The organism is Pectinatus frisingensis, assembly GCF_014076555.1.
Taxonomy (GTDB): domain Bacteria; phylum Bacillota; class Negativicutes; order Selenomonadales; family Selenomonadaceae; genus Pectinatus; species Pectinatus frisingensis.
On record NZ_CP045424.1, the window covers coordinates 144,188 to 159,801 of the forward strand.

Annotated in this window: 14 protein-coding genes; all 14 read right to left on the reverse strand. The window is 38.9% G+C overall.

Annotated elements, in window-relative coordinates; translation table 11 throughout:
* Positions 1 to 27 precede the first annotated feature (27 nt).
* Positions 28 to 951 carry a DUF7916 family protein gene (locus tag F8M42_RS00660; protein WP_182187516.1) on the reverse strand — a complete coding sequence of 308 codons (924 nt, stop codon included), beginning with the start codon at positions 949 to 951 and terminating at the stop codon, positions 28 to 30.
* Between the two features lie 33 nt (positions 952 to 984).
* A complete protein-coding gene (locus F8M42_RS00665) occupies positions 985 to 1,455 on the reverse strand; it encodes a PTS sugar transporter subunit IIA (RefSeq protein WP_182187517.1) in 471 nt (156 codons plus the stop codon).
* A 50-nt stretch (positions 1,456 to 1,505) separates the two neighbouring features.
* The gene (gene nagA / locus F8M42_RS00670; RefSeq protein WP_182187518.1) at positions 1,506 to 2,678 is read right to left on the reverse strand and encodes an N-acetylglucosamine-6-phosphate deacetylase; all 1,173 of its coding nucleotides are present in this window, start codon (positions 2,676 to 2,678) and stop codon (positions 1,506 to 1,508) included.
* 26 nt (positions 2,679 to 2,704) lie between these two features.
* Positions 2,705 to 4,087 carry an N-acetylglucosamine-specific PTS transporter subunit IIBC gene (gene nagE / locus F8M42_RS00675; RefSeq protein ID WP_182187519.1) on the reverse strand — a complete coding sequence of 461 codons (1,383 nt, stop codon included), beginning with the start codon at positions 4,085 to 4,087 and terminating at the stop codon, positions 2,705 to 2,707.
* A gap of 137 nt (positions 4,088 to 4,224) precedes the next feature.
* Complete coding sequence (gene nagB / locus F8M42_RS00680; RefSeq protein ID WP_182187520.1) at positions 4,225 to 4,965, reverse strand: glucosamine-6-phosphate deaminase; 741 nt, start codon at positions 4,963 to 4,965, stop codon at positions 4,225 to 4,227.
* Positions 4,966 to 4,982: 17 nt separating this feature from the next.
* Positions 4,983 to 5,828 carry a MurR/RpiR family transcriptional regulator gene (locus F8M42_RS00685; protein WP_182187521.1) on the reverse strand — a complete coding sequence of 282 codons (846 nt, stop codon included), beginning with the start codon at positions 5,826 to 5,828 and terminating at the stop codon, positions 4,983 to 4,985.
* 37 nt (positions 5,829 to 5,865) lie between these two features.
* Positions 5,866 to 7,449 carry a PTS transporter subunit EIIC gene (locus F8M42_RS00690; protein ID WP_182187522.1) on the reverse strand — a complete coding sequence of 528 codons (1,584 nt, stop codon included), beginning with the start codon at positions 7,447 to 7,449 and terminating at the stop codon, positions 5,866 to 5,868.
* Positions 7,450 to 7,484: 35 nt separating this feature from the next.
* Positions 7,485 to 8,150: an N-acetylmannosamine-6-phosphate 2-epimerase gene (locus tag F8M42_RS00695; RefSeq protein ID WP_182187523.1), complete on the reverse strand. Its 666-nt coding sequence runs from the start codon at positions 8,148 to 8,150 to the stop codon at positions 7,485 to 7,487.
* Positions 8,151 to 8,448: 298 nt separating this feature from the next.
* Positions 8,449 to 9,762, reverse strand: a complete 1,314-nt coding sequence (hemL, locus tag F8M42_RS00700) for a glutamate-1-semialdehyde 2,1-aminomutase (RefSeq protein ID WP_182188568.1) — start codon at positions 9,760 to 9,762, stop codon at positions 8,449 to 8,451.
* 35 nt (positions 9,763 to 9,797) lie between these two features.
* Positions 9,798 to 10,790, reverse strand: a complete 993-nt coding sequence (hemB, locus tag F8M42_RS00705) for a porphobilinogen synthase (RefSeq protein WP_182187524.1) — start codon at positions 10,788 to 10,790, stop codon at positions 9,798 to 9,800.
* Positions 10,791 to 11,011: 221 nt separating this feature from the next.
* A complete protein-coding gene (locus F8M42_RS00710) occupies positions 11,012 to 11,743 on the reverse strand; it encodes an amino acid ABC transporter ATP-binding protein (protein WP_326832827.1) in 732 nt (243 codons plus the stop codon).
* 20 nt (positions 11,744 to 11,763) lie between these two features.
* The gene (locus F8M42_RS00715) at positions 11,764 to 12,564 is read right to left on the reverse strand and encodes an amino acid ABC transporter permease (protein WP_182187526.1); all 801 of its coding nucleotides are present in this window, start codon (positions 12,562 to 12,564) and stop codon (positions 11,764 to 11,766) included.
* A 146-nt stretch (positions 12,565 to 12,710) separates the two neighbouring features.
* Entirely contained in the window at positions 12,711 to 13,553 is an 843-nt protein-coding gene (locus F8M42_RS00720) for a transporter substrate-binding domain-containing protein (protein ID WP_182187527.1), read from the reverse strand.
* Positions 13,554 to 14,071: 518 nt separating this feature from the next.
* The gene (gene cobA, locus F8M42_RS00725; protein ID WP_182187528.1) at positions 14,072 to 15,592 is read right to left on the reverse strand and encodes a uroporphyrinogen-III C-methyltransferase; all 1,521 of its coding nucleotides are present in this window, start codon (positions 15,590 to 15,592) and stop codon (positions 14,072 to 14,074) included.
* Between the last annotated feature and the right edge of the window lie 22 nt (positions 15,593 to 15,614).

Genomic DNA, 15,614 nt, shown 5'->3' on the forward strand with positions numbered 1-15,614 from the left:
TCATTTTTATACAGGAGCGATACCGGGTCAGCGATTTATTGATTGAGTCATATTGCGATAAGTATGGCGGACACCTCTTATGGTTATTGAATAAGCCATGATATTTTCAGGCAGGGCCATGCCTGCATAACCAGAGTCTCCAATATGATGTATATCGGTACCGGCCATTTTACATAAAAGAGCAATACGGCGGATGGTATCCCGGTCGGCACCTTCTTGTGAAGTGCCGATTGTTGTCATAGCTAAGGCACGTGATTTATGAATATGTTTAATTAAACTGTGAACATAGTCCAAAGTAAGTCCCGGGACAGTTCCCGGTGCCGGTAGTAATATTATATCGGCACCGGCGGAGATGAATGCATCAATATCTCGTGTTGTGGTTATAGATTCACCCGATTCGGTAAGTACACCGGCTGCATGCATTTTTCCAGCCGCCAAAATAATTTTACTGCCTGATTCCTGAGAAATAGATTTTAGCGATTGAAAAATAGCTTCATTTTTAATGCCATTTCCCGGATTGCCAGTCAATATAATCATGTCTGCGCCCATGGTGCTTAAAGTGCGGGCATTTTGGGCAGTGGCAATGCGTCCATCAGTCAGAGGCCAGCCTTCATTCTGAAGAATAGACGAACTATATTCAACCGGTTCTAGGTTAACAGCAATGATTTTTCCTGTCAAACGCTTTAGTTCACGAATAGTATCTTGTTTATCAACATTTGGCAATGCCTGAATATCCGGATTGTTAACATCAAACATGTTTAAGACAAGAATATCAGCCCCCATGCCAGCGGCAAATTCCGCATTGGTAACGGTTTCAAGATAAGGTGCAACGGCACCAATGGTTTCACAGGCCATAACACGGCCTTCACTACGGGCGATGGCTTCCAATAGAGAAAGCTTGTCCATTGCCGCGATATCACTGGCAGTACAGTTTAATAGACGTTTTATCATGGAAGATCATCTCATTTACGGTAAATTTAATATTTATTTGATGTCTAATCGTAATACAGTTTTGGAAACAGATAGATTTTTTTCGATTTTCTTTATTTTTTCGTCCATATTGGTGAGGACTAACATGGTAGTCAAAGGTTTGCCTTGATTTTTGATGTAATCGCGATCGAATGTAATTAGTTTGTCACCTCTTTTTACTCCAGCGCCCTGTTCTACATATGCGGTAAATCCCCTGCCATTGAGCTCAACGGTATCAAGACCAATGTGAATTAGAATTTGTACGCCTTCTTTTGATTGTATAGCTATGGCGTGCTTGGTTTTTGCCAGCACGGCTATAACACCATCGCATGGTGCGGTTATAGTATCGTTTTCCGGTTCGACAGCAAAGCCGTCGCCCATCATTTTAGAAGAAAAAACTTCATCGGGCACTTTGTCTATATCGAATATTTTTCCTTGAACAGGAGCGTCAATATGGAGTTCTTTTTTCCCAAATAAATTAAACATAAAATTTCTCGCTTTCAATAATTGCTGATAATATACAGTGAATATTTTATTTAGTCAGATGAATTATTTTTATGATGTGTATATACACAATGCCCATTGACTAATACGGTTTTAATTTTTATGGTATCATCAAAAATCGTTATATCAGCTTGCTTGCCTTTTTCTATTGAGCCGATTTGCTGGTAGATACCAAGTTCTTTTGCCGGATTTTTTGTAACCATTTCAATTATTTCCGGTAATTTTGCACCGCTGGCATTCATAAAATTGGCAATAGCACGATCCATGGTCAAGACGCTGCCGGCTATAGTACCATCCGATAATGTCGCTGTCTGGCCCTTGACATAAACTTTCTGGCCGCCAAGTTCGGATATTCCGTCACCAAGTAGGCAGGCACGCATAGAATCGGTTATCAATATAATATATCCGCGGTTTTTTAACCGATATACCATTCGCTGGACTACAGGATGAACATGAACATTGTCTGTTATTAATTCACAAAAAACGTCACTATCTAGGGCTGCGCCTACAATTCCAGGATGGCGATGGTGAAACGGCGGCATACCATTGAATAAATGAGTTATGTGGGTTATATGGTGGTTTTTGATGGCATCTTGAGCTACAGAATATTTGGCTGAGCTATGACCAATAGATACGGTTATATTATTCTTTTGACATTGTTCGACAAAGCTGTAATTACCGGACAATGTTTCAGGAGCCAGTGTAATGAGACGAATAATATCTTTGTATTTTTCTATCAGAGAAAAATCAGCATTAATAATGTTTTGTGACGATTGCGCACCTTTGCGGGCGGCATTGATAAAAGGTCCTTCCATATGGCAGCCTAATATAGCAGCACCTTCTTGTGTCTGTCGGGCAGCACGAATTCGTTCCAATGCCCGGTAAATACGAGGTAAATCATATGTCATGGTTGTGGGCAGGAAGGAAGTGACGCCGGTTTTTGCTTGATAAATCCTGATAGTGCTTAGGGATTGCAGATTATCATCCATTGTATCGGCGCCACCGCAGCCATGAATATGGATATTGATGAAACCCGGTGCTACATAACAGCCTTTGGCATCAATGATATCAGCAGCAATATATGAATCGTCCATTGGCAGTATATCTTGTATATAGTTATCAAAAATGAGCATATGATTATTTAATGTTTTAAAATTACCATTAATATCAGGAACGATAATTCTGCCATTTATAATTGCTTTCATTTTTCCTCCTGTGTATATAGTAAACTTTAATTGTGATTTTTCATTAATCGATTCATTTCATCAGCGATAAATTCAGCATGTGTGCCAACGACTACCTGAACGGAAGAGCCTTTTTTTATAACACCCTTTACGCCTAAAGCTTTTAGTGCCGCATCATCGACTTTATCAGGATCTTTTACGGTAAGTCTGAGACGGGTAATACAGGAACTGACATCATTAAGATTGACAATGCCGCCTAATTTTTCAGTTATTGAAATAGTATACTCGCTCATGTCGGTATCTTCCGGTAAAGCTATTTCTTCATCATAACGGCCAATGGTAGGAATATCAAAGTGACGTATGGACCAACTGAATATAACATAATAAATTACAGCAAATACTAAACCTATAGGTATTATTAAAATAGGTTTGGTAGCGAGACCCCAATTTAAAACATAATCAATGAAACCAGCTGAAAATCCAAATCCGTGCAATATGCCGAAACCATAGGCTACCGATAAAGCTAAACCAGTGAGAATAGCATGTACAAAATAAAGTGCCGGAGCCAAAAACATAAACATAAATTCTATTGGTTCAGTAATACCGGTTAAGAATGAAGTAAAGGCAACTGAGAAAAGAGCACCGCCGATTTTGGCACGATTTTCTGGTTTGGCACAGCGATACATTGCCAGGGCTACTGCAGGCATACCAAACATCATCATTATATAAAAACCGGCCATGAACATGCCGGCGTGTGGATCTCCGGCAAAGAATCTGTTTAAATCACCGGTAGCAACTACACCGCTTGGTGTGGTGTAACTGCCAAATACGAACCAGATAAAACTGTTTAAAATATGATGAAGACCAAAAGGAATGAGCAGGCGGTTGAGTACACCATATACAAAAGTACCGACAACACCAGCACCGATAATCCATTCACCAACTGCTAAGATGACAGCTTGGCATGGTCCCCATATTACACCAAAGATTCCGGCTAAAATGATTGATACCACTGCAGTTATAATAGGGACAAAACGTCTGCCACCGAAAAATCCTAAAAATTCCGGGAGTTTTGTGTTATGAAAATGATTGTAGAGATAACCGGCTTCAATTCCGCTGATAATCCCGGCAAGAACACTCATGTTCAAATCAGGATTAATAGTTTTTAGACCGGCGGTCAAGATGAGATAACCGATTGCACCGGCAAGTCCGGCAGCTCCATTGTTGTCACGAGCCAGACCAACGGCAATACCAATGGCAAATATTAAAGCCAGATTGTCAAAGACGGCACCACCGGCTTTAGTAATAAACGGAATGTTGAGTAAATCCGGTGCACCGAAACGCAGTAATAATGCTGCAGCGGGTAGTACAGCTATTGGCAGCATCAGTGCTTTACCAATACTTTGTAATTTTTCGAACCAATTATTCATTGTTGTAACCCTCCATAAAAATAAATTATTTTTGTACTTATACTGTCTACGGCTATAGAATAAGAAAACATTCTAAAGATAATTTAAAGTAGATAATTGCTGCTGCAGCAGTACAAGATTTTAGCAACATATGCTGTTTAATTTTCTACATGTGGCAGCATTGCTCCTGCTTCTTTGTCGACGATAACTATAACATCTTGATGCAGTTGCAGAATAGAAGCAGGAGCTGCCGGGCTTATTTTACCAGTGACAGCCTTGAATACTGCTTCAGCCTTATTTTTACCGTTTGCCAGTAAAATTATTTTCTTAGCGAACATGATTGTTTTTATACCCATACTTATGGCATAACGCGGTACCTGCTTTGCATCGGCAAAAAAACGGGAGTTTGCTTCAATAGTTTCATCATCAAGTTTTACCTTGTGAGTTGTAGTTTCAAATTTTATATCGGGTTCATTAAAACCAATGTGGGCATTTTTACCAATCCCCAACACTTGTAGATCTATACCACCGTTATTTTTTATTAATTGATCATAGTCATGGCATTCTTTATTAATATCTGCAGCCATACCATCGGGAATATAAATATTTTTCGGCATGATATTAATATATTTGAAAAAATTATTGTACATGAAATAATGATAACTTTCCGGATTTTCCGGGCTGATACCAATGTATTCATCTAAATTAAATGAAGTAACAGCGGAAAAATCGAGTCCTATAGATTTGTGTATATCGATAAGTTTTTTATACATTAAAAGCGGTGTGCTGCCAGTAGCAAGTCCTAAGGTACTGTTTGGTTTGAGATAGATTTGCCCTGCAATAATTTTAGCAGCGGTCATGCTCATAGCATCATAGGATTTTGTAACAATAATACGCATATTAAGATTTTCTCCCTTCAATTGTGCAGCAATTGGATAGCTTTAGTAGTCTTTTGTTTATTAGTGACTGCCTTTTCATCCATTTCTTTCACTACTTGAGTGTAAAGCAAATCCATGACGAAAAATTGAGCCATTTTTACAACAATTGAGCCAGTTTCCAGTAATGATTCTTTAGCCTCGTAAGTGATAATAAAGTCGGCTAAATATTTGGTTTGTTTTTCTTTGTTTGAAGTTATTAGAATTACCGTAACGGCGTTCTTTTTAGCCAGCCTGATGGTCTGGATTATTTCAGGAGAATAGCCGGCATGTGAGATAGCAACCAATACATCACCTTTCTGGGCAAGAGATGCTGTTATTATCATGGTATGGCTGTTATCAAAACCACTGCTTTGGAAACCGATACGATAAAATTTGTAGGCGGAATCGAGTGCGGTAAAACCGGAGTTGCCTAAACCAATGAAATATAAATGTTTTGCCTGCCTTATAACAGCCGAACATTTTTCAATTAATGTATCAGGCATTGAATTTAATGTTTTCTCTAAAGTACCAATAGCTATATCAATTAATTTTCGTCCTGTGGTTAAAGCAGATTCATTACGATTTATATGATTGTTTATAATATATTGATTACATTTTTCTTTTAGTTCACCGGCTAAGGTTAATTTAAATTCCTGGAGGCTGGAAAATCCCATTTTTTTGACGAATCGTGTAATAGTAGCTTCACCGATTCCTGATTCATCCGCTAATTTGGCAATAGCGGTATGGGAAATATTGGCTATATTTTTTTTTATATAATCCATAAATTTTTTGTCGGATTTGGATAATTTAAAATTTGGATTTTCTAATTGCTCTAATAATTTCATAGGATATTCACTCCTAAAAATTGTAGATATGATAAAATCATAAATTTAATGTTTCCTCTAATTCATTTTTTATAACTGTAACCTGTGGCCCGTAAATAACCTGCACAGCATTGCCACTTTTTAAGACACCGCGGGCCCCGCTTTTCTTTAATAAACTTTCTCTTACTAGATTACCATCTTTTACTGTAATTCGCAGACGTGTGGCGCAACAGTCAAGTTCGATGATATTGGTTTTGCCGCCAAGTCCGTTAATAATGCAGTCGACACGATTTTGGTTTGCTGAAGCAGGTGTGTTATTTTGGGTTAAAATAGAAATTTCATCCGTCTCGTCTTCCCTGCCGGGTGTTTTTAAATTGAATTTTAAAATACAAAATTTGAAGGAAAAATAATAAAGGAAAAACCAAGGAATACCTACCATAGGAATATAAATCCAATTTGTTTTAGAAACACCTTGAAGCACTCCAAATAAAATAAAATCAATGAATCCACCGGAAAAAGTCTGGCCCACGGTTATCTGCAGCATATGGGCAATCATAAAAGCGCAGCCGTCAAAAAAGGCGTGAAGAACGTATAAAGCAGGAGCAACAAATAGAAATGAAAATTCTATGGGTTCGGTAATGCCTGTCAGGAATGATGTTAGGGCAGCTGATAATAATAATCCACCGACAATTTTTTTCTTTTCCGGGCGGGCTGTTTGGTACATTGCAAGACAAGCTCCGATTAAACCAAACATCATGGTTATGAATCTGCCAGACATGAAACGAGATATGCCAATATAATAATGAGTAGTTGAAGGATCACCTAATTGGGCAAAAAATATTCGTTGAGTCCCTTCGACGAGCTGACCATTTATTATGGCACTGCCTCCCAAGGCAGTTGTCCAGAAAGGCAGATAAAAGATATGATGAAGACCAAATGGTCCAAGCATGCGCAGTATAAAACCGTAAATTAATGTGCCAATATAACCTGTACTACCGACAATGGAACCTATGCTAAAAATAATCTTTTGAAAATGTGGCCAGATTACAAACATTATTGCCCCAAGAAATATTGCAGCAAATGAAGATATGATGGGGATAAAACGTGATCCACCAAAGAATCCCAAAAACTGTGGCAGTTCAATTTTATTATATTTATTATGCAGGTAGTAGGTCATAATACCAACAACAATACCGCCAAAAACACCAGTTTCTAATGTTTGTATTCCTAAACTCATCCCCTGGCCTGCTTGTGCCAGATTATTTTTTGCTAAGGTGTCAGTGATTTTTAACAGGGAATGAATAGTAGAATTCATGACCAGAAATGCTAATAGAGAAGCTAATCCGGCCGTACCCCGATCAGAGCGCGCCAGACCGACAGCTATACCGACTGCAAATAAAATGGCCAGATTAGCAAACACTATACTGCCGGCATCAGCCATAATTGTAAAAATATTTTGCAGCCAGGTAATATTTAAAAAAGGATAAGCTTTTATAGTATTTGGATTTGAAAAGGCACCGCCTATTCCTAGTAGTAAACCGGCAGCCGGTAGGACAGCTATTGGCAGCATAAACGATTTACCAAAGCGTTGAGCCTTTTCAAAAAAAGTCCCTTTGGATGTGGTATTGTCAAAAATACTCATTTTATCCTTCCTTTTTTAATTACATTTTATAATTATTAACACAATGCGGCAGTAAATTTTGCTGTTATAAGCTGAGGCCTGGTGATTGCAGATCCGACGATTGGGGCAAAAGCACCGGCAGCCATCACTTTTTTTATATCATCCGGGGTATTGATTTTACCTTCAGCAAACACGGGAATAGAAGCATTAGCAGATAATTCCTCTATTAATCCGATATCAGGACCGGATAATTGTCTGGAATACTGTGTATAACCAGACATTGTAGTTGAGATAGCATCAACACCTAAAGCTTGTGCTGCTATACCTTCATCATAGGTGGAAATGTCGGCTAAAATAAGTTTGCCGGCTGCATGAATATGATCCAGTAATATTTGGATATCGATATGGCCGGGACGGATACGATTAGTCATATCCAGGGCAATAATTTCACAGCCTGATGATAAGAGATCATTTACTTCTAATAGAGTCGGAGTTATGTATATTTCCGAATCAGCGTATTTCTTTTTGATAAGGCCAATGACAGGCAGACCGGTGACCTTTTTTATTTCGATGATATCTGCCGTGCTTTGTGCACGTATAGCTGCGGCTCCGCCCATCTTTGCGGCATTGGCCATGCGTCCCATTATAAAAGAGCTATGCAGGGGTTCATCTGGCAGAGCTTGACAGGAGACAATTAATTTACCTTTTAATTCATTTAACATTTTTAACTCCTTTTTGCGAATTATTTTAAAATTATAATAACATGAATTAAAAAAATAAGCAATAAAATTTCATTTATTTTTAAAATTGTTATTTTTTAAAAACATAAATGAAATAAAATTTCTAAAATAATAGACAAAAAAATAATACGAGGCCATTGCATGAATAACATTGACCTCATAAAGATGCAACCCTTCACTGCTATGTGTTTTCCCACCTTTCTGAAAGCGGAGAAACGAGTGAGATATTGCGTATTTATGAATGAAAATGAATATGTGCAAAAACCCCGTATTTATAAATCTATAATTCAGCTACACAACTAAAAGCATTCTTAGCTGCGAGTATTGTTTTTTCAATGTCGGCATCAGTATGGGCACCACTCATAAAAAGTGTTTCAAATTGTGATGGGGCAATATAAATGCCTTGTTCGAGCATTGATTGAAAATAAACTTTAAAAGCTTCCTGATCTGATGCCGCGGATGTTTCATAGTCATAGACATCCTTGTCATTGAAGAATATCCCGAACATAGAACCTGCCTGATGCAGTTGTATTTTGATGCCTGCGTCTTTAGCAGCGGCTTGTATTCCAAGCAGCAGTTTTTTTGTTTTTAAGGTCAATGTACGGCTATAGTCAGGCTGCCCTGGTTCAGGGTCAGCAGTAAGCAGAGAAAGTGTGGCAATCCCGGCAGTCATCGCTAAAGGATTGCCGCTCAATGTTCCAGCTTGATATACTGGGCCGATTGGTGCAATCATATCCATGATTTCTTTTTTTCCGCCATATGCTGCAACGGGAAGGCCGCCACCGATTATTTTACCAAGACAAGTCATATCAGGAGTAATACCGTATGCAGCCTGCGCTCCGCCCAATGAGGCCCGAAACCCGCACATTACTTCATCAAAAATTAAAACAATGCCATATTGTTGTGTCAAATTACGTAAATATCGTAAATAACCTTGTTTCGGAGGAACCAGACCCATATTGCCGGCAACCGGTTCAACGATAACCGCGGCTATTTTCGTCCCCTGTTCCTGCAATACCTTTGTTATGGCGTCACAGTCGTTATATGGTACAGTGATAGTATCCTGTGCCGTTCCTTTTGTAACACCGGGACTGTCTGGAACACCAAAGGTAGCCGCTCCTGAACCGGCTTTAACTAAAAGACTGTCCCCATGCCCATGGTAACAGCCAATAAATTTAACAATCTTATCGCGTCCAGTGTATCCTCTGGCAACGCGTAAGGCACTCATTGTTGCTTCTGTGCCGGAGTTTACCATACGTATCTTTTCTATAGAAGGGTAAACTGACATGACCAGTTTTGCCAGTTCACTTTCGAGCAGAGTCGGAGCACCGTAGCTGGTGCCTTTTTCTACCGCTTCCTTTAGTGCTTTGATTACCTGTGGATGTGCATGACCAACCACCATAGGTCCCCAGGATCCGACATAATCAATGTATTCATTGCCGTCTATATCATAAATTTTACTTCCTTTGGCATGATCAATAAACGGCGGATCACAATCAACATTTTTATATGAGCGCACAGGACTATTGACTCCGCCAGGCATCAGCATTTTGGCTTCGTTGAAAGCAGCCTGTGATTTTTCCAGATGAAGCATATATTCCCCAACTTTCCTTGCTGTTATTGATGAGTTTATTCCAATTCCCGCAGCCATTTGGCAGCATCGATGGCATGATAGGTGATAATACTGTCTGCACCAGCCCGTTTCATGCTGGTCAGGGTTTCCAAAACGATACGTTTTTCATCAATCCAGCCATTTTGAGCTGCGGCCTTGACCATAGCATATTCACCACTTACGTTATATGTAATCAGTGGTAAGTTCATATGTTCCCTTACTCTGCGGACGATGTCGAGATAGGCGAGTGCCGGTTTGACAATAATCATATCAGCGCCTTCCTGCAAATCAAGATCAACTTCCTTGATAGCCTCACGAGCGTTGGCTGGGTCCATTTGATAGGCGCGTCTGTCGCCAAAGGAAGGTGTTGAATCAGCAGCATCTCTAAATGGTCCATAATAACCAGAAGCGTATTTTACTGCATAGGACATTATTGAAGTATTAATGTAACCTTCATCATCAAGAGCTTGTCTGATAGCTGCTACACGTCCATCCATCATATCGGATGGTGCGATGATGTCGGCTCCGGCTTTAGCTTGGCTGACAGCAACTTTTTGCAAGAGTTCAAGAGTTGCATCATTATCGACGTAGTGACCACACAATTTACCGCAGTGACCATGTGTTGTATATTGACAAAGACAGACGTCACCGACAATGACCATTTCAGGAAGAGCTTGTTTTATAGCGGTTATTGCACATTGGACAGGACTTTTCATGTCCCAGGCAGAAGAACCAATTTCATCTTTATATTCCGGAAGGCCGAAGATTTCTACAGCCGGAATGCCGAGTGCCCATATTTCCCTGGCTAATTTTACGGCATTGTCAATCGAAATACGGTAACAATTGGGCATGCTGGGAATTTCCTGCATTATATTTTTGCCGGCGATAACAAAAATCGGATAAATAAAATCTTTAGTTGATAAAATGGTTTCTCTGACTATTGAACGAATTGCAGGAGAGATACGCATACGGCGTGGACGAAGTTTTTGTGGAAAAGTATTTTTGTACATAATTAAGAGAGTGTATATACTCTCTTTGTCACCTCTTTTTATAAAAATTGAATCTGATTCATATTATAACATAAAATAACTGCTGTTCAACAGTGACCTGTTTTTTCATGTATGGAGAGATTTTTTGATAAAAAATATGTAAATTATGAGCCCGAATATTAAGTAAAATATCCTTTGATTAGTATATTTTTACTAAATCAAAGGATATTTTTGCTGTTAATTTATATGTTTTTAGTAAATCGTGCCAAAAATTCCTGGGTTTTTTTATTTTGTGGATTACCAAAAATATCCTGAGGAGTACCGTCTTCAACTATAACACCATCGGCCATATAAATTACCCGATTTGATACATCACGGGCAAATGCCATTTCATGTGTTACTATTATCATAGTAAGGCCCTCATTAGCCAGGTCACTCATTACGCTTAATACCTCACCGACCATTTGGGGATCTAAAGCGGATGTCGGTTCGTCGAAAAGTAAAATTTGAGGTTTAATAGCCAAGGCACGGGCTATGGCTACACGTTGTTTTTGTCCGCCGGATAATTGGTCGGGACGGGCATTTATATATTGCGCCATGCCTACTTTTTCCAGATATTGCATGGCGGTTTGTCGAGCTTCCTTTTTAGGACGTTTTAGGACAGTTACCGGACTGACCATACAGTTCTGCAGTACAGACATGTTGCTGAATAAATTAAAAGACTGAAAAACCATTCCTACTTTTGTCCGATATAAGGGTATGTTATTGCTGATATCAAGTATGTTTTTGCCTTCAAAAATTATTTCACCGGAGGTGGGTGTCTCCAGAAGGTTAATACAGCGCAGCATAGTCGATTTACCAGATCCTGAAGCACCGATTATGCTGATGACGTTTCCATGGTCGATACTAAAATCAATATCCTTTAAGATTTCTCGTTGTCCAAAACATTTTACTAAATGTCTGACTGATAAAATAGGTGTATTTTTTGTGGTATTCATTGTTTTCCTCCCTGATTTGAATTATTAGGGAAGATACCGGTAGGATCAGCCATCGGATCATTGACCAGTTGATAGTCCGCTGAGCCAGCCATACGGTGCTCAATATAGCGGAGAATCCGTGAAGCGGTAAAAGTCATGATGAAGTAAATGACGCAGGTGACAAAAAATACTTCGAAATAGCGGTAATAAACACCAGCTGCGGATTTTGAGACAAAATACAGCTCGGTCACTGAGATAACATTTAATACTGATGTATCTTTTATGTTAATGATTAAGTTGTTGCCAATTTGTGGCATAATATTCCGCAAGGCCTGTGGCAGTACTACAGTGTACATTGTTTGGATATGGTTCATGCCTATAGCCATAGCGGCTTCGGTCTGCCCTTTGTCAACGGAAATAATGCCGCCACGGACTGTTTCTGCCATGTATGCACCGGTATTAACGGAAACAACTAAGAAACCGGCTACCATGGCCGACATGTCAATATTGAATACCGCCATTGAACCATAATAAACGACCATTGCCTGAACAATCATTGGTGTGCCGCGAAAAATTTCCACGTAAGCGGCGAAAATGAATTGAATGATTTTATTTAAAAACTTAAAACCCGAATTGGTTCTGTCAGTTACCGGGATAGTTTGGACAATGCCCACAAACAGGCCAATGATACAACCAATGAATGTACCAAATAGGGCCAGTAATAATGTCACACCCGCTCCCTGTAATAAAGCAGTGCCATATTGGTTGATGATAAACATAACCCAACCTAAAAAGGTTGTTGGCATATCCGCTGCCATTAAACCACTCTCCCTTGAATATGTTACGAAATTTACAAAAACTAAACATATTATACTATGTTTAGTCTGAATAAACCACAAAAAATATAGGGGTGGCTTTCGCCACCCCATCACATCTTTGTGCTGTATTTATTTCATGGCTGGAACTATTTAGATAAAGGTTGAACCTTTATAGCATCTTCCATCATTTTATTGCGGTCATCATCGTTAATTTTCGCCAGTTGTTCATTGATTTTTTTGAGTAAATCACTGTTGTCCTTTTTTACGGCGATGCCCATTTCAACGTCTTCCTTAGAAGCTTTGAATGCACCATCACCAGTAAAATCAAGCATCTTTAAATCAGGATTGGCGAATACTGCGGCCATAGCAGTGGGTTTATCAAGGACAAGAACGTTAACCTTCCCAGAAGTAAGAGCGACAATCATGCCGGGAACATTATCAATAGCTGGTTGTTTATCAGCATTAGGAATTTGGTCAATCATGTCATACCAGACAGTATTGAGCTGAGAAGTAGCAATGGCCCCATTTAAATCAGCAACGCTTTGAGCATTGGCATATTTCCCATCTTTTTTGACGAGAGCAACAATAGAAGCATTGTAATAGACATCAGAAAAATCAACTGTTTGCTTGCGTTTGTCGGTAATGCTCATACCGGCGATTACTGCATCAATTTTGCCAGTATTGACAGCAGGGATAAGTCCGTCCCAATCCATTTTATGTATTTCTAATTTATAGCCCATACCGTCAGCAATCTTTTTGGCCATGAGAATATCATAACCCATTGCATATTGATCTGAATCGGCAATTTTAACGGCACCATTGGTGTCATCATTTTGTGCCCAGTTAAACGGTGCATAAGCACATTCCATGCCGACACGCAAGACTTTTTTGTCGGAGTCGGCGGAAGAACCACAGCCTGCAATTACTGCTGTTCCAATAGCTAAAACACATATGGCAATTATCGCTGCCAGTTTTTGTGTCAATTTCATAAAACTTTGTCCACCCCTTTTGAATAACATTCTTATTTTACAATTTTATAATATTTTTTTATTATAACAATGCATACTTTGCTTGTCAATTCAATTGTCTGGCTGATAAAACGGGAGTTTGACACTTGTAAGATGAAAAAACAGCTAGAAGTCTTTTAAATAGCAGAGTTATTTGTCAAATTTCAGTTTTATATTTTGAGTATTTTTTTGTAATTTGCTATATATATGGTATAATATGCGAAATATTGAAATATAAAATGAATGATTTTGTATATATAACAATTGTAAGTAAAAATTATCATAATATATACATGAAATCTTTCAATCCCAATCATATCAACACATTATAAACATAGAAGGAATAATTTTTTCCCATTTACAAAAATCGAAAAAACATTACTCACTAAAATACAATCAGTTAAAAGCTTAAAATTCTTCTTCCAGAAGGGTTTTAGGCTTTTTTAGCTTTTACAAGTGTCAAAGTCAGGATTATAACAATGCATACTTTGCTTGTCAATTCAATTGTCTGGCTGATAAAAGTTTTTGATTGCATTTGTTAAGCCGTCAATTGTATATGTTTGTGCGATAATATTGGATTTTAGTCCATGTGCCCGGCAGGTCGCGGCAGTGATTGGACCGATACAGGCTGTTAGGACGTCATTTAACAGTTCGGTCTTGCCATTAATCAATTTTAGTAGATTTAAAACAGTAGATGAACTGGTAAAAGTTATTAAGTCGATTTTTCCAGCTTTGAGTTTGTCAATAATAGCACTATAATCAAAATCGGCTGTAACCGTGCGATAACATTGTATGACATCCACAGCTGCACCTGCCTGGTGCAATTTTTCCGGCAGTATAGCACGTGCTTCTTTAGCTCGTGCTAAGAGAATGTGGCTGTTTTTATTTATATAAGGCTGAAGCTTGGTTAATAAACTTTCAGCACGAAATTCTTCGGGGACGCAATCAGCTTTTATGCCGTAAGTGAGAAGTTTTTCAGCAGTATTTCCTCCAATAGCGGCAATTTTGACGTGGTTTAATATTCTTGTATCATGATGTTTGCAGTGGAGGCGGTCAAAGAATTTTTCGACACCGTTAACACTGGTAAATATTAACCAATCATATGTGTGAATGTTATCAATGGATTTATCCAATCCGGCATAATTATCATCTGGATCCGTTATTTTTATTGTCGGTGCTTCCAGGCAGTTTGCTCCAAGTTGTTCCAATTGATTAGTAAGCTTAGAAGCTTGTTCGCGTGAACGAGTAATTAGTATGTTTTTGCCAAAAAGTATTTTATTGTCAAACCATTTAAGTGAATCACGCAGTTTTACCACATTTCCTACAACAAATATTGCCGGTGGTTTTAAACCATGAAGTTTGGTATCCTGTGCTGCATTTTCGACTGTTGTAAGCAGTACTTCCTGCTGTGGTTTTGTACCCCAGCGAATCAAGGCTGCAGGAGTATTGGCAGCTCGACCATTTTTCATAAGCTGTTCGGTTATATAGGGAAGCTTGCCTACACCCATTAAAAACACTAAGGTATCTACACCTGTTGCCAGATGTGACCAGTTAAGTCCTGACTCTTTTCTGGTGGGGTCTTCGTGGCCGGTGACTACGGCAAAAGATGATGCAATTTTACGGTGGGTAACGGGAATACCAGCATAAGCAGCTGCTGCGATTGCAGAAGTCACACCGGGAATTATTTCAAAGGGTAAACTATTATTTTTTAGGGCAAGAGCCTCTTCTCCACCGCGGCCAAAAACAAATGGGTCACCGCCTTTAAGGCGGGCAACTATTTTACCTTCCCTGGCTTTATTTACTAAAAGCTGGTTTATTTCTTCTTGCTGCATAGTGTGCTGACTTGCTTTTTTGCCGACATAAATAAACTGGGCGTGTTTGTCAGCCAGGGTAAGAAGTTTATTATCAGCCAGATAATCATACACTATTACATCAGCTTTTTTTATGCATTCAGCTCCCTTTATTGTTAATAAACCTGTATCACCAGGACCTGCTCCAATAAGATAAACAATTCCTGCCATATTTCCTCCCGATTATTAAAAT

Bases quoted from the DNA above. Each gene is read 5' to 3' on its own strand.
- F8M42_RS00690 (WP_182187522.1), bottom strand. From the start codon at position 7,449: ATGAGTATTTTTGACAATACCACATCCAAAGGGACTTTTTTTGAAAAG.
- F8M42_RS00685 (WP_182187521.1), bottom strand. From the start codon at position 5,828: ATGAAATTATTAGAGCAATTAGAAAATCCAAATTTTAAATTATCCAAA.
- F8M42_RS00695 (WP_182187523.1), bottom strand. From the start codon at position 8,150: ATGTTAAATGAATTAAAAGGTAAATTAATTGTCTCCTGTCAAGCTCTG.
- nagA (WP_182187518.1), bottom strand. From the start codon at position 2,678: ATGAAAGCAATTATAAATGGCAGAATTATCGTTCCTGATATTAATGGT.
- hemL (WP_182188568.1), bottom strand. From the start codon at position 9,762: ATGCTTCATCTGGAAAAATCACAGGCTGCTTTCAACGAAGCCAAAATG.
- F8M42_RS00665 (WP_182187517.1), bottom strand. From the start codon at position 1,455: ATGTTTAATTTATTTGGGAAAAAAGAACTCCATATTGACGCTCCTGTT.
- F8M42_RS00720 (WP_182187527.1), bottom strand. From the start codon at position 13,553: ATGAAATTGACACAAAAACTGGCAGCGATAATTGCCATATGTGTTTTA.
- hemB (WP_182187524.1), bottom strand. From the start codon at position 10,790: ATGTACAAAAATACTTTTCCACAAAAACTTCGTCCACGCCGTATGCGT.
- cobA (WP_182187528.1), bottom strand. From the start codon at position 15,592: ATGGCAGGAATTGTTTATCTTATTGGAGCAGGTCCTGGTGATACAGGT.
- nagB (WP_182187520.1), bottom strand. From the start codon at position 4,965: ATGCGTATTATTGTTACAAAATCCTATGATGCTATGAGCATGACCGCT.
- F8M42_RS00715 (WP_182187526.1), bottom strand. From the start codon at position 12,564: ATGGCAGCGGATATGCCAACAACCTTTTTAGGTTGGGTTATGTTTATC.
- F8M42_RS00660 (WP_182187516.1), bottom strand. From the start codon at position 951: ATGATAAAACGTCTATTAAACTGTACTGCCAGTGATATCGCGGCAATG.
- nagE (WP_182187519.1), bottom strand. From the start codon at position 4,087: ATGAATAATTGGTTCGAAAAATTACAAAGTATTGGTAAAGCACTGATG.